This window comes from Bradyrhizobium sp., assembly GCF_016462955.1.
GTDB lineage: Bacteria > Pseudomonadota > Alphaproteobacteria > Rhizobiales > Xanthobacteraceae > Bradyrhizobium.
The window spans coordinates 35,530-54,961 of the sequence record NZ_JAEMSD010000004.1; the positions used below are offsets into that span (position 1 = coordinate 35,530).

Here is a 19,432-nt window from a genome sequence, read left to right on the forward strand (position 1 = left end):
CGACATTGCTTCAGGCGATGCAACGCGAAACGGCGCACGACAGTGAGCCGCCGTGCGCCGTGGGCAGGAGATGCTCTCGCCTTTTCTATGATGGCAGTGACTGGCCGGCCTGCTCGTGCGCGATGTACTCGGCGTACCAGTCGGGCCAGTTCTCGTCGCGCAAGCCAGTGCGTTTCTCGTGCTCGCCATGCGCCGCCGCTGCACGACGCAATGCCGCAGCCAGGTCGGCCGTCGAGGCAAATGTCGCTCCGTTGCTCTCGATGCGACCGGGCAGTCGCGTGGTTACCTCCTGCAAGAACCAGCCATTTCCGTCAGGATCGCTGAAGGAGGCGAACGAGCTGTAGCTGCCGCGCTGCGGATCGACGCCGCCGATCCGGACGCTGCCGAAGAGATAGGGGTCATCGGCGCCAATATGGACATCGCCGCCGCCATGAAAAGCCTCGCTGACAGCAATCCCGCGCTCGATCAGCTCATTCCTTGCGGTCTCGAGTTCGGAGACGATCAGATACAGACCGCGTGTCGAGCCCGGCGGTGCTGACGTGACATTGCGGCCGAAGATCACCGAGCAGGCAGAGCCCGGCGGTGTGAACTGGACCACGCGCCATCCATCGCCGGAGGCGAAATCGGCATCCAGTCGCCAGCCGAGACGCTCGTAGAACGCCTTGGAGCGGTCAACGTCGGACACCGGAATTACGACGACTTCGAGCTTCAGATCAGCGCTATGCGATGCCGGGGTCCTTTTCTCTGCCTCGCGATCAATTTCAAGTTTTGCCATGTCGAACTCCCGATGTAAGGCGGGCCGAAAGCCGAACCCGCTGTTGCACTATCAGTTTGCTCTTAGTGTTGTGGCGCAGCGTGAGAGCCGTCTATCTTCAGGCGGTAGCCGGCATTTCGATGGAGATCCGAGTGCCGCCCTCCCCCGCTTCGCCGTTCAGGCGAGCGTGAATGCTGCGCGCAAGCCCTTCCAGGATACGGCTGCCGGTGCCCCGGAGCTGACCTGTCGCACCAATGCCGTTGTCGGCCACCGTGCAGATCCATGCGCCATCTCGGGGGACGATCTCGATCCGGATGAACGCCTCATTCTTGTTCGGGAAGGCGTGTTTCGCCGCATTCGTGACCAGTTCGGTAATCATCAGCGCAAGCCGATGACATTGTGACGCCGGCAGAACGCCGCCTTCGACCAAAGCCTCGCAGCGGACTCCGGCGGGCTCCAAGACCGCTGCCGAAAGTGCTTCGCAAAGGTTCTCAAAGAAGGTCGCGACGGACACGGACGGCTCGTCGCGGTTAGAAAGCAGTTGGTAGAGCCTGCCAAAGGCGCAGATTCGCCGCTCGAACCGATCCACCGCTCCCGAAACGTCCCGGCTGCCGGCGCGGGTGAAGTCGCGGCGGACCGAGGCGCCCAGCAGTGTCAGCGTGTTCTTCATGCGGTGATGGGATTCCTGCAGCACGAGCTCCCAATCTCGCGATTGATCCTCAAGGCCGGAAGCAAACTGAGATCGAACGGTACTGCCGTTCGGAATGGAGCCGATGGCGGACATGATAGCCTCCCCGTTGGTTGGAACTGGCGTGAGCCTCATACTGGCTGCGCAGCGTGGGTTTGGCTCGTTAGACGTTGCGAGATTCTGTTATGATCGGCGCGGACGCAATCCAAATCGGACTCTCCTGCGGCGACCTCGACCGTGCTGACGAATTGTCGCGGCGGCGCGATAAGCTGCTCACGTTATAGCAAAAAGGCTGGGTTCCGGGTCTCGCTCTCAACGCCTAACAATACTTAACGAGCTAACAGGCCGCTTCGGGTGCAGATTGCGCTCGCGACATCGGAGCGATGACATGAGCATTCCAGCGACCCTCGCCCTCTCAGCGGCCCTGGCTTGCGCGACCGTGCAGGCTTCGGCCCACGATCTGCGGTCGAGCCGCCGTACGATAAGCTATCACACGGTCGATATAGGCGGCCTCAAGGTCTTCTATCGCGAAGCCGGCCCGCCAGACGCGCCGACCGTGCTCCTGCTGCACGGCTTCCCTTCCTCCTCGCGGATGTGGGAACCGTTGTTGCCCCTGCTTGCGGACCGATACCATCTGATCGCGCCCGATTATCCCGGCTTCGGCAACAGCAGCGCGCCATCGCCTTCCGATTTCACCTACACCTTCGACAACATCTCCGGCGTGATCGGCGAACTCACGACCAGGCTCGGTCTCACCAGCTACGTTCTCCTGATGCAGGACTATGGTGGTCCGGTGGGCTTCCGCATGGCACTGGACCATCCGGAACGTGTGCGCGCTATGATCATCCAGAACGCTGTTGCACACGAGCAGGGTTTGAGCCCGCTCTGGGAAGCACGTCGCAAATACTGGGCCAATCCCGCGCATGAACTCGAGGCGCTCAAGGCGAACTTCACGTCTCTCGAGGCGACGCGTCAGCGCCACCTCGGCTCGAGCCCACATCCCGAGCGCTACGATCCGGACGCTTGGCTCGATGAATACGCCTTTCTCACGCGTCCCGGACAGCCTGAGATCCAGACGAGGTTGTTCCTGGACTACCGAACCAATGTCGCGTCCTACCCGCAATGGCAGGATTGGCTGCGCAGGACGCAACCTCCGATCCTGGTGACGTGGGGCAAGTACGATCCCTCCTTCACGGTTGCCGGCGCGAGCGCCTATCGCGACGATGTCCCGACTGCGGAAGTCCACATCCTGGAAGCCGGCCACTTCGCACTGGATGAAGCGACCGACGAGATTGCCACCTTGGTCCGCGACTTTCTTGCACGGCTCGAAGGGCAAAAGGGCTGACCACCAGCGGCGTAATCCACGCCGCGTCTGCACACAACGGAACCACGATAGGAGTCATTCATGTCAGACGATGTTGACCACGAACGCCGCCGATTCTTCGCAGGCGCCGCCACGATTCTCGCTGCAGCGCAGCTTTCGCCGGGCCGAGGCCTGGCCAAGCCTGCTGCCGCCGCCAAGACAGGAGGCAACACTTCGTTCCCGTCGCTCAAGCAGGTCGATGCCGGCCTTCTCAATGTCGGCTATGCCGAAGCAGGACCGGTCGACGGTCCAGCCGTGATCCTGCTGCACGGCTGGCCGTACGACATCTACAGCTTCGTCGATGTCGCGCCAATTCTCGCCGCCTCGGGCTACCGCGTGATCGTGCCCTATTTGCGTGGCTACGGCACCACGCGGTTCCTGTCCGATGGGACGATGCGGAACGGGCAGCCATCGGCGATCGCTGCCGACATCATCGCTGTGATGGATGCGCTCAGAATCGACAAGGCCACGATCGCCGGCTTTGACTGGGGCGCGCGGACTGCCAACATCATCGCGGCGCTGTGGCCGGAGCGCTGCAAGGCGATGGTCTCGGTGAGCGGTTATCTCATCGGCAGCCAGCAAGCCGGCAAGATGCCATTGCCGCCCAAGGCAGAGCTTCAATGGTGGTATCAGTTCTACTTCGCGACCGAGCGTGGTCGCGAGGGCTACGAGAAATATCGTCGGGATTTTTCGAAATTGATCTGGCAGCTCGCGTCGCCGCAATGGCACTTCGACGAAGCCACTTTCGAGCGCAGTGCCGCGGCATTCGATAATCCGGACCACGTTGCGATCGTGATCCATAACTACCGCTGGCGTCTTGGCCTTGCCGAAGGCGAAGCGAAGTATGATGGCTATGAGACGCTGCTTTCACGGGCTCCCGTCATTGGTGTTCCGACCATTACCCTTGAAGGCGACGCCAACGGCGCGCCACACCCTGACCCGTCCGCCTACGCGAAGATGTTCTCCGGCAAGTATTCGCACCGCACGATCAAGGGGGGCGTGGGCCATAACCTGCCGCAAGAAGCGCCCAAGGCATTTGCCGCTGCCATCATGGACGTTACCGCCGACGTCTGACCGAAGCGCGACCGTCTAGCCGATCCGAGGTTCGGCTGGACGGCACCTCTGCTGCTTGGATGAGAGATCCGTGTTTTTACGGCGTTTTCTTCGGTTATGCAGCGCCACTTAACAACGCTTAACGAGCGATCATCCGCATTTGGGCATACCTGTAAGGGCAGTTCTCACGAAGGAAAATCGACGGATGATTGCGCTGCTGGCGAATGCGATTGAGGCTCATGGGGGCCTGAACCGATGGAATGCCCGCGAGCGCCTCACCGCCACTTTCGCGATGGGCGGCGACGTTTGGGCCCTGAAAGGCGTTGAACAGGATCATCTGCAGCGAACCGTGCGGATTGACCTTCGTCGTGGCCAGGCTCTCATTGAGCCGTTTGGAAGAAGCGGCCAACACAGCGAGTTCAGCCCCGAGCGGGTCGCCATCGTTTCCGCCGACGAACGTGTCGTCGCCGAGCGAAAAGACCCGCGCACCTCATTCGCGCGGCACGACATGCGGACGCATTGGGATCCGCTGCACCGAATCTACTTTGAAAGCTGCGCCCTCTGGACCTGCCTCACCACGCCGTTCCTGCTTTCCGAGAAACCTTCGGAAGTCCACGAGATCGAGCCATGCCTTGAGGGAAGTGAGGTGTGGCGGGGGCTGCGGGCGACCTTCTCGCCGGCGATCGCAAGCCACAGCATCGAGCAGGACTTCTACTTCGGTCCCGACCTGCTCATTCGCCGCCATGATTATCGAGTCGAAATAGCAGGGAATTTTCCCGTCGCTGAGTACGTGTCCAACCCCGTCGACGTCGACGGCATCAAGATCCCCACGAGACGGCGCACCTATCTGCGTGACGAGACGACCCTGGCGCCGATGCTCGATACGCTGATGATATCCATCGATCTCTGGGATTTGCGGTTCGACTGACCCTGAACCGGTCAGGCGAGCGACGAATCGAGCATGAGCCGAGCGGCCTTTAGATCAGCCGTCTCAAACCCTTCCGAGAACTTCGCATAAGTCGCGGCAAGCTCCTCCAGGTGACTTCGCGTTCTCTGCTCACGCCTCAGACGCGCCATCGACATATCAGTCCGCAATCGCCAGGAGAGCGCGCCCTGCTGGTCAGCCAACGCAGCCGACGACCGGAGACTTGATTCTGCGGCATGAAGATCCTCATTGCGCAGCTCCAGTTCCGCCCGCACGCGCAAGAGCTCCGGCATGTCGAAGGCGCCGCCAGCAAGCTCGATGCGCGCGATCGCTTCGTTCAGTATTCCAAGTCCATCGGACGGTTGCCCGAGTTCGGCCAATCCCCAAGACAGGTCCGCAACGAATGCGGACGCGTAGAGCTCGTAGCGATCAGCATGCAGGCGCGGAAGTGCGATTCTCAGCAACTCGACACCGCCGCGCAAATCCCCGCCGGCGATCATCGTCTGCGCCCGGAAACCGGCCGCGACCGCCTGGTAGGGCGCGAGCCCATGCAGGCCGGCATGCGTCTCGAGCCGACCGGCCATCGCCTCGACCGCGGTCCAGTCTCCGATCCACCCGTACAGCGAGGCGGACCAGCAGAGCGCAATACAGTGCATGACGACATCCCGAGGCGCGCCGGTACCCGTCAGTGGACGAGCACATTCCACGGCTCGATCTGGAAAGCCGCGCAGCCATAACACGCGAGCAAGCGGTATCTGCGGTGTTCTGGAATAGGCGAAATGGCCGGGTTGCGCCTCGCGTAGGGCCGCGTCGTTGCGTACGCCTTCGTCGAGATGAAGCTGCGCCTCGGCCTGGTTGCCGACGAGATGATGGGATACCCCGATGAGGGCCTTTGCGCCGGCGATACCCGCCGCATCACCGATCAGACGAGCGACGCGCTCGGCCTCAAGTGCCACCGGCAGCAGATGCCGATAGTCGCCGGTCCGGCGATAGAACATGTTCAGCCGCGCCAACAGCCTGAATGTGTTGGCTTCGTCTCCGATCGCGGCCGCGATCTCGAGTCCGCGTCGAAGTGCGGCCTCGGCTCGCTCGCTGTTGCGTTCCGTGAACATGAAGGCATGACCGAGCGTGGCCTGAAGCTCCAGCTCCCACTTGCCGCCGCGGTGGCGGTCGTCCAGAACGGAAAGCGCGCGCTCAGACCATAAGCGCGCCTCATTGAGCAGGTTGAGCTCGACGAACAGACGTGCACAACTGCCTGCGAGCGGAACACGAAGCTCGTCACCGTCATCGTGAGCGTAGCTCCATTGAAGCGCGGCGCGGGCGTCCGCCAACAGGCCGCCGCGGCCGAGCGCAGGCAACATCCGATCTGCAGAGCCAGAATCGACCATGCCCGCTTCGAGGGAGCGGTGAATATGTTCGGCGTGACGCCGCGCTGCGTCCTGGGCTTGGCCGCTCTCACCGAGCTTGTGAAGCGCATAGGCGCGGGTGGCGTCGAGCAGGCGGAAGCTTCGCGTCAAGCGGCCCGGTTGCGTCGACAACAGCGACTTGGCTACCAGTTGCTCCAGTGCGTCGACCGCACCTTCGACAGGCTCCCCCTCTTCCACCACCACGGCAATCGCATCCTGCAGCGTGAAGGGCCCGGCAAAGACGGCGAGACGCTGAAGGACCAGCCTCTCGGCCTCGCCAATCAGACCGAAACTCCAGTCAAGCGTGGCGCCGAGCGTCTGTTGCCGCGGCGGCGCCGTGCGTCGTCCACGCCACTCGAGCTTGAGCCGGCCATCGAGCAAATTTGCTATCTCCAGCAAGCCGTAAACGCCAACGCGTGCGGCAGCGAGTTCGATCGCCAGCGCAATGCCGTCAAGCTTGCTGCAAATATCTGCAAGAACCTGCGCATCCTGGTCGGTGATCTCCAAGCGGTGGCCGGCGGCAGCTGCACGTTCGGCGAAAAGACGCGCGGCCGGATAGCTCAGCACCTCACCGGCGTTGAGCCCAGAGCCCTGCGGAGGGCTTGGTAGCGGAACGAGTTCGTAAATGTGTTCTCCCTGCACCAATAGCGACTCGCGACTGGTCGCAAGAATGGTGATGCCGGACGCCTCGCGGTGAATCGTCTCTGCCAGACGGGCAACGTCGTCGATCACATGTTCGCAGCTATCGAGCACGAGAAGCAGCCGACGATTGCGAAGAAAACTGACGATGCTTTCGGTTGGGTTGGCGTGATGAACGACGAGGCCCAGAGCAGCGGCCACCGTGGAGGCAACGAGCGTCGTATCCTTCAAGGGGCCAAGATCGAGAAAGTGGATCTTGCCGCCGAACTCCTCCCACATCTTATGCGCGATCGCGACGGCAACGGTTGTCTTGCCAATGCCGCCCGGTCCCCTCAGAGTGACGAAGCGCTCGCTCAGCAGACGTGCCGAGAGCTCGGCCAGGACGTCCTCTCGTCCGACCATTCGGTCGAGGCGATATGGGAGTGCGGAAGACGGGTCCATCGCACCGGCGTGGTTCTGCGGGATCTCCGCCGGCGCCGAATTGCGTTCGCCCCGTCTCACGGGCGCGACGAAGCAATACCCTCGGCTCGGAATATTGGTGATATAGCGGGCTCCGTCCTTCCCATCGCCCAGGGCTTTCCGGAGTTCGGCAACGTGCACGCGCAGGCTGATCTCTTCTACTGCGAGGCCAGCCCACACATATGCGAGGATGTCATTCTTCGGCACGACTTCGCCGGCGCGATCCACAAGCAGGCGCAGGATGTCAGTTGCTCGGCTGCCAAGCTTGACTGGCAACCCGTCCTTTTCGAGGATTCGTGATCGAAGAGAAAACGGGCCGAACGTGACCGGATCGAAATCCCGGCCTGCCCCGGTGTTGCTGTGAGGGGAGCCGGTCGCTGCTTCCGGTTGTGTGCTGCTCTTGGAAGAGTTCATTCCGGGTGCGCGCCTTGTCGCCAAGGATACGGCGAGCGCGCGGCACTGCGTAACCTCGACTGCGATTTCGGTGAGCCAGAGTATAGGCAGGGCCGGACCGAAACACAACGGATCCGCGCGAGTCGGCTTCCGGCTTTGAGCTGCCTATCTTGAGCTCAATCAGCGCCTATGGCGACGCTCAAGGCCGACACGTGTCGGCGTTCGACCGAACGGCGCCCACCAGCCCATGCGATAGCCCATCGAAATCAAGGAGGGCATTGCCGCGCATGGGAAGGCCAGCTGTCTTCGGTCGATCGATCGGAAGATCAACCACGTTCCGAGGACCTCGCATCAACCACAGCCTGGCCGAGCCGCATCTCGGTTTCGGATCGGCGCTGTAGCCCTCGTTCGAGGAGAGATGCCGCGCGTTTCCGGGTGCCAGGGTGAGCCACCGATGTAAAAAAAGCCGATAACGAAGGGGGGAAGACCGCATCTGCCGGCAAAGTGACCTCATCCATCAAGGCCTTGGCACCTACGATCGCGTGTTTCTCGAACGAGGCAAGACGACGCGCAAAGGATTCAACAAAGGTAGAAAGCTCCCCGTCCGGCAAGGCTCTGTTGACATAACCATAGCGTTCGGCGAGCTCCGCCGAGAAGTCGTCCGCGCCCAAGATCACCTCCAACCCACGCCCACGGCCCATCAGACCAGCCAACCTCGCCATGGGATTGCCGCCCGGCACCGCACCGAGGCCCACCTCAAATTGCCCGAGAATTGCGCGCTCGCGGCTGGCGAAGCGCATGTCGCAGGCCAGCACGAACTCGCTCCCGGCCCCGCGGGCGCGCCCGCGAATCTCCGCGATGGAGGCAACCGGCGCACGTGACAGCCGAACGAGCAGGTCGATCCAGGGATGCATGCCCGTGGGACCCGGCGGCATGGCGGCGACTTTGCGCTTGTCCGCGAGCACATCCCAATGCGCGAGGAAGAAATCCGGGTCCGCACTTCGGAACACCACGACCTTGATCTCTGCATCGCTTTCGAGCTCCGCAAGCAGGTCCTGCAGTTCGCCGATCGTGTCGGGATCAATCAGATTGATGGGCGGGTTATTGAACGTCGCCGTCCAAAGACCGGAAGACAGCTTGTCGATGGTGATCTGTCGAGCCATTGAGTTTTCCCTTCCAGTCAGGAACGACGATTCAGAACGGGGGACATGCCGACGAGAAGGTCACGCGGCTGACGCTGCGGAATTCATTGCCGACAACGCCTCGACGATTTCCTGCGTGGTCACGATCGCGCTGGCGTAGTTCGGCATGTTGATCTCCAGCGCGGCCCGCATCATGTCGTCGGAATAATCGGCAACTGCGTCCTTGACGACCGTCACGTCGTATCCGAGCTCGGCAGCAAAGCGCACGGTCGCCTCTATACATGTGTGAGCGACCAGCCCTATGACGATCAGCCGCTGGATGCCATGCCGCTTGAGCTGCAGATCGAGGTCGGTATTCGCGAAGCCGCTGGAACACCAATGTTCGTCTGCCACGATCTCTCCGGGCGCCGGCACGAATTCTGCGCGAAACTCTCCACCCCAGGTGCCGAATTCGAAGCTCTTGTTATTCCAGGCTCTCCTTTGAATCGGCGCGATGTATTTCCAGGAAGCATAATCACCGGGCCGGTAACGGTGATGCATGGCATAACAAACACGAATGCCGGCGTCCCGAGCGGTCTGTAGCACTTGGATCATGTGCGGAACGCAGTCGTTGCTTTCGGCCACGGCCTTGATCCGGGGCCAGATCTTGCCTCCCTCCGAGATGAAGTCGTTGTAGGGATCGACCACCAGCAGGGCAGTGATTTCCTTCTCATAGGACAGTTGTGTCATCGAACTCTCCTTTCGGGCTACCGGTTGTTCTGCAGCGCTGCGCGCTCGATGCTGGCGGCAAACAGCGGCGTTTCGCTCTGGTTGTGAGCGATCGAGAAGGGCTGGCGCTGCGCCCGGAACAGCTCGAACGGAATGCCCTGCTTGCCGATGAATGTCATGAACTCGTCCGTGGCATGCGTTTTGACCCTGTTGGTGAACTCGCATTTTCCCGGTTCGATTTCCTTGACGCTCAGCTCCCAGGTCACGTGAATAGTGGTCCGCCCGTTCGGCGTGAAGACGTCGGATGTGGAGTCGAGGATCAGGTGATCTTTGCGGCCGAGCGTTTCCACGTAATGCTGAACCATGAGGCTGCCGCCGATGATCTCGACATTGATCGACATGCGCTTGCCATCGGGCGTGGTCGTGAAGCCCGCGGCGATATGCGCAGGCGAACAGCCCTGATATTCGCGCTCGGACAGATTGAAGCACCAATTGGGGATATCGATCCGATCGATCGGCGCATTGATGATTGCGGTGAAGCTGGAATCGACGATCTGGTTGTTCATCTCTTGATCTCCCAATGTGTTGCATGTCATCGGCACGTTCGAGCCGAAGCCTTTCGCGGATCCGCACGGGGCAGATCCTCGCCGTACATTCGGCATTGGATTGCCGCTGTCCTGCGAACACATTGCTACGGGCGGCCGCCGTTTGCTCGTTATGCGTTGTTATGGTTCGTTAGCTTCCGCGAGGCGGCTCGATGTGCGAGGATTGCCACGACGAACCCGATGCACGGGCTCGTCTCGGGAGCTGCCATGAAGCTCGGCATTTCCTTATTCCGGGCCGAGTTCCAGTGGCTACCGTTCGCGGGTCGCAAGCGAGACGCCAAGATCGATCACCAGTGCGAGCATCAGAGCGGCGCCGCCGAGTCCAAAAAGGACCGAATAGTCACTTCCGGCCTGTGCGAAGATCCCCGAAAATCCGTAAGCAGCAGCCGCCTGGAACAGGGCAAAGCTGGTCGTGGCGTGGCCCCACATCGCTCGCTGTTGCTCAAGCGAGTGCGGCACCAGTTCATGCACCCGTCCAAGGACCAGGGGCACGATCCCGGGCGTGAAGGCGCCGACCACCACGCTCGAGACGATCAGTGACGCCGGCGCCGTGCTGACAGTGGGCAGCAGCACGGCCGCGGTCTCGACCAGGAACGCCGCGCGCAAAGCCGGACCGAATCCAGACCGGTCGCCCAGGTGGCCGGTGACGAGTGGCCCGACGACTGCGCCCAGGCCGTAGAGCACCCAGTAGCGGGCCCCCGCGGCGATGCCCTGGCCAAGGCCACGCGCTACGAAATCGACGATGAAGACCATGTGCGGCACCAGGGCTACCGCATTGAGGCCGTACTGGAGCAGGAGCGCGCGGGCAGCCAGCGAGCCACGATGGTGCTTCGCTCGATGCGACGGCGTAGCAGCAGGCTCGGCTTCGGCCGGCCAGTTCCACCAGCTCGCGAGCGTGAGGAGCGCCGAGAGCATGCCAAGTCCGTACCAGCTCTGCTGCAATCCCTGTTGCAGCAGCAACGGCACGAGAGTGCCGGACGCGGCGACTCCCAGGCCGACGCCGGCGAAAATCACGCCGCCGACGGCTCCGCGCCGTGCCGCCGAGACGTGTGGCAGAATGACCGAAGCCGCCAGCACCATGATGATGCCGCCGGCAAGGCCGGACAGGAAGCGCCAAGCGAAAAACCACATGAACGACAGCGGTGTTGCGCTCGCAATGAAGGAGAGCGTGGCAAGCAGCATCATCGCCCGCAGCGTGCGGACCGCACCGACCCGGGTCGCGAGAGCTCGTGCCGCGAGCGCGCCAGCGAGATAACCGGCCAGGTTCGCCGCGCCGAGATAGACGACATCCGACGCGCTGAACCATTTCGCCGCAATCAACGCCGGGATCAGCGGCGTGTAGGAAAAACGGGCGAGCCCGAGGCCGACCAGCGATGCAGACAGGCCCGCCACGGCGTATCGCCAGGTTGATCGCAAGTCCAATTCCGGTCGCGGGGGCAGCCGGGACTTGCTGTGCTGCTTCGTATCTGCGTCGGTCATGTCATCCTCCTGCGCGCGAAACGCGAGCGGATCAGTCCGTTTGAGAGGTGCGGCGGCGGCGGAATTCCGGCACGGGCAGGCCGCCCCAGCCCCAATTGTCGGTGTCGACCTCCTCGATCACCACGAAGGTGGAGTCGAGCGGCTTGCCGAGCACGTCGCGCAGGAGCTCGCTCGATCCCTTGATCAACGCAGCTTTTTCCTCCGCCGTGAGCGACGCCGCTCCCGGCGTCGTTCCCTCGCGGGTCACTTGAATGGTGACGATTGGCATGGTCCCGCTCCGCGTTCAGTGGCCGGCGCTCTGGCCGCCGTCGACATGCAGGATCTCGCCGGTGACAAAGGAAGCACCCTCTAGATAGAGGACCGCATCGACGATGTCGGACATCTCGCCCATGTGGCCGACCGGGTGCAGCGCGTCGAGCTGAGCATGCGTCGCGACCGGATGCATCGGCGACTTGATGATCCCAGGCGACACCGCGTTCACTCGGATGCCGCGCTTGGCATACTCGATCGCAAGCGACCGGGTCGCGGCATTCAGCCCGCCTTTGCTCAGCGAAGCCAATACCGACGGCACGTTCGAATTGGCCTGATCGACCAGGGTCGTGGTGATCTGGACAATATGACCCGACCCCTGCTTTTCCATCTCAGCAATCGCGAGTTGCGTGATGTTGAAGAAGCCCGCGGTGTTCGTTCCCATCACCGCCGCATAGTCCTCGGCCGTGTATTGCGTGAACGGCTTTGCGACGAAGATGCCGGCGTTGTTGACCAGCGTGTCGACCCGACCGAAGCGGGCGATCGCCTGCGAGACCGCGCGCTCGGCGGTGGCCCGGTCGGCGATGTCGCCGGCAACGGCGAGGATTTCATCATCGTTCGATGGCTTGACGGAGCGCGCCGTCGCGACGACGCGGTAGTTGCGATTGCGAAAACCCTGGACCAGGGCGGCGCCAATCCCCTGCGACGCACCGGTGATGATGGCGACCTTCTGCTCGATACCCATGAGAGGCTCCTGTTGCTGGTTTGGAAGCTCCGCCAGCACTGGCTGGCTTGGCTCTTCACGTACGGTGCGCCGGCTTCCTTGCGAATATCCGCAGCCCGGCAGACACTCTTTCGCCAGGCGAACGAATGCGGCGCCGACGTCTTGCGGCGGTTGTCGAGGTGAGGCTGAACGCCTAGCCTGCAGCCGGAACCTGATAATGCGGCGGGACGGCATGGATCGACTGGATGCGATGAAGGTGTTCGTCCTTGCGGTGGACGAGGGAAGCTTGGCTGCGGCGGGGCGCAAACTCGGCCGCTCTCCGGCCGCGGTGAGCCGCGCAATTGCTTTCCTGGAGGAGCGTGTCGGCGCCGAGCTGCTGCACCGGACCACGCGATCCATCAAGCTGAGCGAGGAGGGCGAGCGCTATGTCGAGGTTTGCCGCCGCGTCCTCGCCGAGCTCGAGGAGGCCGAGGACATCGCAATTGGAGCGCGCGCGGCGCCGCGCGGCCTTCTCACGATCACGGCTCCCGTCGTGTCGGGCGAGATGGTCCTGCGCCCCATCCTCGATGCGTTCCTTGACGCCTATCCCACCGTGTCGGCGAAGCTCCTGCTGTTCGATCGCGCGGTCAATCTGATCGAGGAGGGCGTCGACGTCGCGCTTCGCATCGGTCCTTTGGCGGATTCGGCGATGACCGCCATGCGGGTCGGCGAGATCAGCCGTGTCGTCGTGGCGGCTCCGCGCTATCTGAAGCAGCATCCGCGCATTGCCGAGCCCGGCGACCTCGCCAAGCACCAGATCGTCGCCATGGCGCATCTGCCCAATTCCTGGACGTTCGCGCCGCAGGCCGGCTCGTCAGCGCCGCGCACCGTCCAATTCACTCCGCGCCTGATCGTCAACAGTACCTATGCGGCAGTCGCCTCCGCGGTCGCCGGACGTGGCGTGGCACGGATGTACTCGTACCAGGTGGCAGAGCCCCTCGCACGCGGCGACCTCGAGATCGTACTTGCTGATGAAGAAGATCCGCAGATGCCTGCGCATCTGATTTGCCCGCAAGGCCGGCTCTCGGTGCCAAAGGTGCGAGCCTTCACCGACTTTGCAGTGCCGCGCCTGAAAAAGCAGTTTGCAGAGCTGAAGAAGCGGATCAGACCGCGCTGATTCAGTGCAGCAGCTGCGTAGCCGCGTGCGCTAGCGTCCGACAGCGCGCGACAGGCAATTGTACGCGCAGAGCGACCGAACGTCGAACTGATTAAAGATGTCGAATGGCTATGCGCTCCCTTTCCTCTCAACGAGGAGAATAAGGCGCAGCGCGATCTAGCGGTCGATCAGCGCAAGAGCGCATTGGCGGAATGGCTGGATGCGCAGACCGCACGCGGTAGCAATAGCGATCAGACGGCATGGCGCCTGAAGCCCTGCCCTACGCTGATGTTTGTAAATGGCCGGCGAACTCGACCAAAAGCACGACCAGGATCTACGCGATACCTGCGTCATACTTCTCGATCAAGCTGGCTGCGACTTGCTGACGATTTACGACAACACTGGGCATTCATACTGAAGCGCGCAGACCATCGTGAAGCACTACCGCCCCGGGAATGCGGCTCGCGCCGATTCTGGCATCGGCAGGCTTGAATTGCAGGTGCGCAAGGAAGGCATGAAGGGCTGAACAGAGACCGGTAGGTCTCATGGCTGGCGCTTCAACGGAGCATGGGCTCCGGCCCAAGGTAGCGCAGCGCGCGGCCAATCTCGCATTCTGTGTTTCGACTCATTCCTTCAACGAGCCGAGCGCTTCGTCACTGGGCAACCTGTGAAGGCGCAGGGCTTGCCATCTAGCTAGGATCGCCCGCGCCCGGCAACAACGCTCCCAATCATCCGACTCGTCGCATGGCGTGCGAGCACTAAGAGCGTCGCACGAGACCCCGTTTGTTCGAATCGCGCAAACTAAAAAGGCCCTTGCGGGCCAATCCCTTGAGGGTTGTGGGCGCACCAGGGCTCGAACCTGGGACCTGCTGATTAAGAGTCAGCCCCGGGTTCAGAACAATCAATGACTTACTTGTCGCACCACTGGCTTCTCAGACAGAAGGGGGCATTTGTGCTGCACTCGGTCATTGTCGCGCAATGGTGATGCCTATGCGCGTGCTTTGCCGATCGAGCAGCCTACATACTCTGCACAGAAGACGATTTTGGAAACGCCACCGGCCGAGCAGCGACCTCGCCAAGCGAATCTCCGCAAAGAAAGCAATGGAGAATCGCTATGAATGCACTCAAGATCTTGATCGCTACGGCGCTGATCTCGACGGCAACGTTGTCGGCAGCCTCTGCCGCATGGTCCTTCGCCGATCAGGAGCCAGCAACTTTTGCCTCGATGTATCCCAACCGGGATGTCCTGAATGGTGGCGCGTTGACGCCGGCAGGACGAATGGGCCTCGAGCGCGCCGGTGGCGCTGCGCCCGTGTTTGGTATGGGTGAGGTTCGCACCCCTCACCGGCACGGGTAACGGGCCGAAGGAGCAAGCAAGATGCAGCCTGTCAGATACGGCTGATCGTCTTCACCCCGAACGGAGTGCGGCCGCGTGAGGCGGCGCACTCCGCGGTGTTCGGGCCGCATGCATCGCTCAAGGCAACAACGAAAAATGGACTGCAGTTCCGGCTCTCGCATGAACATGGCCGACGCGCCATCTCGAGATGGCCGCGGGGCTCAATGAGGCAACAAGCTGCCGTCTCAGCACCCCGACGGCAGGACCGGCGAAACTCCGGGCGTCGGCGCCGCGCCTGACGCGTTGGCCGGCAGCACGGTTGCAGGTACCCCCACGTTCATCGTCATTCCTTCCGCACAGGCCGAGCTGTTGGGACTCGGCACGACGGCGTTCGGATCGATGCCGGTGCCGACGTCGTCGCCTATGGCGACCGGGATACTTCCAGGAGCCGGTCCGGCCGGCACTTGCGGAATCGAGAGCGGCAAGCTCGTGGCTGTGGTCACCGACCCGCCCGGCGTTGAGCTGCAAGCTGTCGCCGATCCCGTCCCTAATGGTGCGGCCGCGGCAAGCGTCCCGATCGAGCTTCCGATCTGTCCTCCGGTCTGCCCTTGGGCCGGAATGAGCGGAGCCATGCTGCCCGGTGTCGACAGGCCGGGAGTCGTTACGGTCGGTGTCGCCGGCACCGGCGTCGAAGTCGTCGCTGGCGGGGCACAGACAACGACCGTGCCTGGCGTCGTCGGATCCATCGCGAGCGGAACGGGCGCCAGCGTGGTGTCAGGCGCCCCCGGCAGGGTCGTTGCAGAAAACGGACCTGGGCTATCGAGCGGTGAGGTGACGACCGCGCCCGGTACGGTCGGCAGGCTCATCGCCGTGCTGCCGGTGGTCGTGACCTGGGCCTGGCAAGACAAGACCCCCAGCAGCAGGGCTGCAAATGCCGCGCACGCCGTGCGGATCATGTTTGCGTCCCCTGGCTAGGCTCATCGCTGCGGATCGAGACCCGACTGCCTTCGATCAGATCGACCGCCGGATTGAGCACGACTTGATCGCCGGGCCGAACACCGTCGCGCACTTCGATCGACGTGCCGAAATCCCTTGCGATCGAGACCTTTTGCATATGAACGGTGCCGTTGCGCACGACCGCGACGTGAAGGCCATTCTGATCGAAGATCAGCGCATCGGCTGGAACCGACGTCGACGGAGTCTTGCGCGGGATCGATAGCTCGACCGTGCAATAGATGCCGGGATTCAGGGCGCCGTCCGGATTGGGGACGTCGATCTCGGTCAGCAGCGTCCGGCTGACCGGTTGCAACGCCGTTGCGATACGGGTGACTTTCCCCGGAAATGTCCGGCCCGGAATTTCCGGGACGCGAACCTCGGCATCGATGCCCGGCGTGACGCCGAAGGCCTCGTCCTGCGGGACGAAGACCTGGGTTCTGATGACGTCTGAATGCATCAGCGTGAACATGAAGGTCGAGCCGGCCTGAACGAGGCTGCCATTGTCGACGTTCCGCTGCGTGATCACGCCGTCGAACGGGGCGACCACGCGTTGATAGGCTTTTTCCTGCTGAAGAACGCGGATCTGCGCCTGCTGCGCCGCGATGTTCGACTGGGCGACGCCCACCGCTGCCTGTTGCGCGCGCAGGGTGAGCCGATCGTTGTCGCCCTGCTGGGCCGTCAACCAGCCCTGCTTGACGAGGTTGCTATCCCGCGAATTGGTGGTTTCGGCAAGCTCCCGGCTCGCCTCGGCCTGCTGCAAGGCGGCCTGGTTCTGTGCCAGCGTCGCCTGCGCCTGCGCGATCTGCTGGTCGAGCTCGGGCGCGGTTATCTCAGCGAGAAGATCGCCCTTCTTCACGCGATCGCCGATATCCACGTAGCGCTTCTCGATGTAGCCGCTGGCCCGCGCGAAGATGTTCGCCGCCTCGAATGCCGTTGTCGTCGCCGGCAGGGTGACCTTGATGAGGTCGCCGCCGGCGCGAACGGTCGCCACCCGAACCTCGGGAACGGCGGTCCTGGATTGCTCGACCGACGCTGCCAGATCGTGCGCAGCCTGATAGTGCCGCCAGCCGCCGACGCCGAGACCGCCTGCCAGGAGCACGAGCACGGCGCCGCCGAACCAGGCGCCGCCGGAGCGGCGGCGCGGCCGCACCTCCTTGCCCGGCATATCCACGATGCGGCAGGTGTCCGCGTCAGGCCGCTCGTTCATGCCGTCGCTGTTGATCCGCGCGCGAACATCGCTCATTCCGGTTGCTCCTCGAATACGCCGTGGTGTGGCTTGCCGTCATTGCCCTTGCGCAGCCAGGCGAAGAGATAGGGCACGATCAGCAATGTGGTCGGCGTCGCGAACAGCAGCCCGCCAATGACGGCGCGCGCGAGAGCTGCGTTCTGCTCCTCGCCCGGGCCTCCGATCGCCATCGGGATCATGCCGACGATCATGGCTGCGGCCGTCATGAGCACAGGACGCATTCGGGTGCGGCCCGCACTCAATGCGGCCTCGAACGCGGTGTGCCCGTTCAATTGCGCGTCGCGCGCAAAGGTCACGAGCAGGATCGAGTTTGCCGACGCGACCCCGACCGCCATGATCGCGCCCATCAGCGAAGGCACGTTCAGGGTCGTTCCCGTGATGAACAGCATCGTCACGATGCCGCAAAGGGTCGCTGGCAGCGCCAAGACGACGACGAACGGGTCGCCGAAGTTCTGGTAGTTCACGACCATCAGGAGATAGACAAGGATGGCGGCAAACAGCAGCCCGATCCCGAGGTCGCGGAACGATTGATGCATGCTCTGAATCTGTCCGAGGACCTGGATCGAGTTTCCCGGCTGCAACTGCTTCTGAAACGTCGACGTGACCTTGTCGATATCGGCCGAGACGCTGCCGAGATCGCGCCCTTGCACGCTCGCATAGACGTCGAACACCGGCTGGACGTTGGCCTGGTTCAAATTGGTCGGCACAGATCCCCGTTTGAAGGTCGCGACGTTGCTGAGCAGGCCCGGGACCGTCTGCCCGCTTGCAGCCATCGAAGCCGACACCGGGGTGTTCTCCAGCGCGTTGAGTGAGTTGGCCCGGTACTCCGGCGTCTGAACGGCCAGGTAATAGGGGATCCCCGACGTCGGGTCGGTCCAGAAATTCGGCGAGACCTGGGCAGACGAACTGAGGCTGACATTGATGTTGGTCGCCACCGTGCTGGCATTGAGTCCCAGCTGCGCGGCCCTCGTGCGGTCGATGTCGGCGTAGAATGCGGGAGCGTCGACCTCCTGCTGGAGATGGGCATCGACGATCCCGGGAATTGCCGCCAGGCTCTTCTGCAGCTCCTTCGCCACCGACAGATTGTTGGTGCCGTAACCGACGGTACGAACATCGATCTGCGCCGGCAGGCCAAAATTCAGGATCTGGGTGACGATATCCGCGGACTGGAAATAGAAGACGTCCTCCGGGAATGCCGCCGGCAGAACCTGGCGCAGCTTCTTGACGTAGTCCGCGGTCGGCCTGTGGCCGTCCTTGAGCGATATGAGGATCGTGCCGTCGTTCACACCGATCGTCGAACCGTCGGTGAACGCCAGATTGTACGGACGCGCAGGCAGCCCGATATTGTCGACGATCAGCCCGCGATCGCGATCCGGAATGACTTCGCGGATCTTGTCCTCGACCGCCTGGAAGATCGCCTCGGTGCGCTCGATGCGGGTCCCGGCAGGCGCACGAACATGCAGCTGGATCTGGCCACCGTCGATCAGGGGGTAGAAGTCCCTGCCCACATAGACAAACATCACCGCTCCGAGCGCCAACACCAGGGCGGCGACGGCCGGCACGATGCTCCGACGCCGGAGCACCGTCGTCAAAAGCGCAGAATAACCGTCGCGCACGCGCTCGAAGCCGCGCTCGAACGCCGCCGAAGCGCGCGAGAACACGCCGGACGGGCTTTCGCCCGCACCATGACGGCGCTCGCTCTTCAGCAGCAGACCGATTGTGATCGGCGTGAGCGTCCGCGACAGAGCGTAGGAGGCCAGCATGGCAAACACCACCGCGAGGCCGAGCGGCGTGAAGAGGTATTTGGCCGGTCCTTCGAGAAATACGACCGAGGTGAACACACAACTGATGGCGAGCGTCGAGACCAGTGTCGGAACGGCGATCTCGGCCGCACCGTGCAGGGTCGCCTCCGACAGCGGCATGCCCTCTTCGGTCCAGAGCCGATGGGTGTTCTCGATCGTCACCGTCGAATCGTCGACCAGGATGCCCACCGCGAGCGCCAGCCCGCCCAGCGTCATCGTGTTGAGGGTCTCGCCCAGGAAATGCAGAACGATGAGCGAGGACAACATCGCAAGCGGGATCGAGATCAGGACCACGAGCGTCGACCGCCACGACCCCAGAAACATCAGGAT

General features: G+C 62.9%; 17 protein-coding genes and 1 tRNA gene. 5 read left to right on the top strand and 13 right to left on the bottom strand.

The annotated features are described in order from the left end of the window. Positions 1-85 precede the first annotated feature (85 nt). Positions 86-775, bottom strand: coding sequence for a VOC family protein (locus JHD07_RS01055; protein WP_291618076.1), 690 nt, complete (start codon positions 773-775; stop codon positions 86-88). 97 nt (positions 776-872) lie between these two features. Next, a complete protein-coding gene (locus JHD07_RS01060) occupies positions 873-1,538 on the bottom strand; it encodes a sensor histidine kinase (protein WP_291618078.1) in 666 nt (221 codons plus the stop codon). 292 nt (positions 1,539-1,830) lie between these two features. Between JHD07_RS01060 and JHD07_RS01065 the strand changes: the two genes are divergently transcribed. From JHD07_RS01065 to JHD07_RS01075, 3 genes are all read left to right on the top strand, one after another. Continuing rightward, positions 1,831-2,787: an alpha/beta hydrolase gene (locus JHD07_RS01065; protein WP_291618080.1), complete on the top strand. Its 957-nt coding sequence runs from the start codon at positions 1,831-1,833 to the stop codon at positions 2,785-2,787. A gap of 60 nt (positions 2,788-2,847) precedes the next feature. Further along, a complete protein-coding gene (locus tag JHD07_RS01070) occupies positions 2,848-3,879 on the top strand; it encodes an alpha/beta hydrolase (protein ID WP_291618082.1) in 1,032 nt (343 codons plus the stop codon). 184 nt (positions 3,880-4,063) lie between these two features. Continuing rightward, positions 4,064-4,786, top strand: coding sequence for a hypothetical protein (locus JHD07_RS01075; RefSeq protein ID WP_291618084.1), 723 nt, complete (start codon positions 4,064-4,066; stop codon positions 4,784-4,786). An 11-nt stretch (positions 4,787-4,797) separates the two neighbouring features. Here the strand turns inward: JHD07_RS01075 and JHD07_RS01080 are convergent, their stop codons facing one another. The 7 genes from JHD07_RS01080 to JHD07_RS01110 all read right to left on the bottom strand — a co-directional run bounded on the left by JHD07_RS01080 (position 4,798) and on the right by JHD07_RS01110 (position 12,608). Next, positions 4,798-7,701 carry a winged helix-turn-helix domain-containing protein gene (locus JHD07_RS01080; RefSeq protein WP_291618085.1) on the bottom strand — a complete coding sequence of 968 codons (2,904 nt, stop codon included), beginning with the start codon at positions 7,699-7,701 and terminating at the stop codon, positions 4,798-4,800. Positions 7,702-8,006: 305 nt separating this feature from the next. After that, positions 8,007-8,843 carry an enoyl-CoA hydratase/isomerase family protein gene (locus JHD07_RS01085; protein WP_291618087.1) on the bottom strand — a complete coding sequence of 279 codons (837 nt, stop codon included), beginning with the start codon at positions 8,841-8,843 and terminating at the stop codon, positions 8,007-8,009. 60 nt (positions 8,844-8,903) lie between these two features. Beyond that, entirely contained in the window at positions 8,904-9,551 is a 648-nt protein-coding gene (locus JHD07_RS01090) for an isochorismatase family cysteine hydrolase (protein WP_074448178.1), read from the bottom strand. A gap of 17 nt (positions 9,552-9,568) precedes the next feature. After that, on the bottom strand, positions 9,569-10,096 hold the full coding sequence (locus tag JHD07_RS01095) for a hypothetical protein (RefSeq protein WP_291618091.1): 528 nt from the start codon (positions 10,094-10,096) through the stop codon (positions 9,569-9,571). Positions 10,097-10,384: 288 nt separating this feature from the next. Beyond that, entirely contained in the window at positions 10,385-11,614 is a 1,230-nt protein-coding gene (locus JHD07_RS01100) for a YbfB/YjiJ family MFS transporter (RefSeq protein WP_291618093.1), read from the bottom strand. Positions 11,615-11,645: 31 nt separating this feature from the next. Then, positions 11,646-11,882 (bottom strand): 4-oxalocrotonate tautomerase family protein, encoded by a 237-nt coding sequence (locus tag JHD07_RS01105; protein ID WP_291618095.1) that lies wholly within the window; start codon positions 11,880-11,882, stop codon positions 11,646-11,648. Between the two features lie 15 nt (positions 11,883-11,897). Continuing rightward, on the bottom strand, positions 11,898-12,608 hold the full coding sequence (locus JHD07_RS01110) for an SDR family oxidoreductase (protein ID WP_291618113.1): 711 nt from the start codon (positions 12,606-12,608) through the stop codon (positions 11,898-11,900). 211 nt (positions 12,609-12,819) lie between these two features. Between JHD07_RS01110 and JHD07_RS01115 the strand changes: the two genes are divergently transcribed. Beyond that, positions 12,820-13,743 (top strand): LysR family transcriptional regulator, encoded by a 924-nt coding sequence (locus tag JHD07_RS01115; RefSeq protein ID WP_291618097.1) that lies wholly within the window; start codon positions 12,820-12,822, stop codon positions 13,741-13,743. Between the two features lie 817 nt (positions 13,744-14,560). Here JHD07_RS01115 and JHD07_RS01120 read toward each other — a convergent pair. Continuing rightward, positions 14,561-14,653: transfer RNA gene (locus JHD07_RS01120), tRNA-Lys, on the bottom strand. A gap of 183 nt (positions 14,654-14,836) precedes the next feature. Between JHD07_RS01120 and JHD07_RS01125 the strand changes: the two genes are divergently transcribed. Then, complete coding sequence (locus tag JHD07_RS01125) at positions 14,837-15,079, top strand: hypothetical protein (protein WP_291618099.1); 243 nt, start codon at positions 14,837-14,839, stop codon at positions 15,077-15,079. Between the two features lie 224 nt (positions 15,080-15,303). Here JHD07_RS01125 and JHD07_RS01130 read toward each other — a convergent pair whose 3' ends face one another. From JHD07_RS01130 to JHD07_RS01140, 3 genes are all read right to left on the bottom strand, one after another. Continuing rightward, entirely contained in the window at positions 15,304-16,014 is a 711-nt protein-coding gene (locus JHD07_RS01130; RefSeq protein WP_291618101.1) for a hypothetical protein, read from the bottom strand. Next, positions 16,011-17,297, bottom strand: a complete 1,287-nt coding sequence (locus tag JHD07_RS01135; RefSeq protein ID WP_291618103.1) for an efflux RND transporter periplasmic adaptor subunit — start codon at positions 17,295-17,297, stop codon at positions 16,011-16,013. The genes JHD07_RS01130 and JHD07_RS01135 overlap by 4 nt, the downstream gene beginning before the upstream one ends. Next, positions 17,294-19,432: efflux RND transporter permease subunit (locus tag JHD07_RS01140; RefSeq protein ID WP_291618106.1), on the bottom strand; the 2,139-nt coding region annotated here is incomplete at its 5' end. The genes JHD07_RS01135 and JHD07_RS01140, both read right to left, overlap by 4 nt.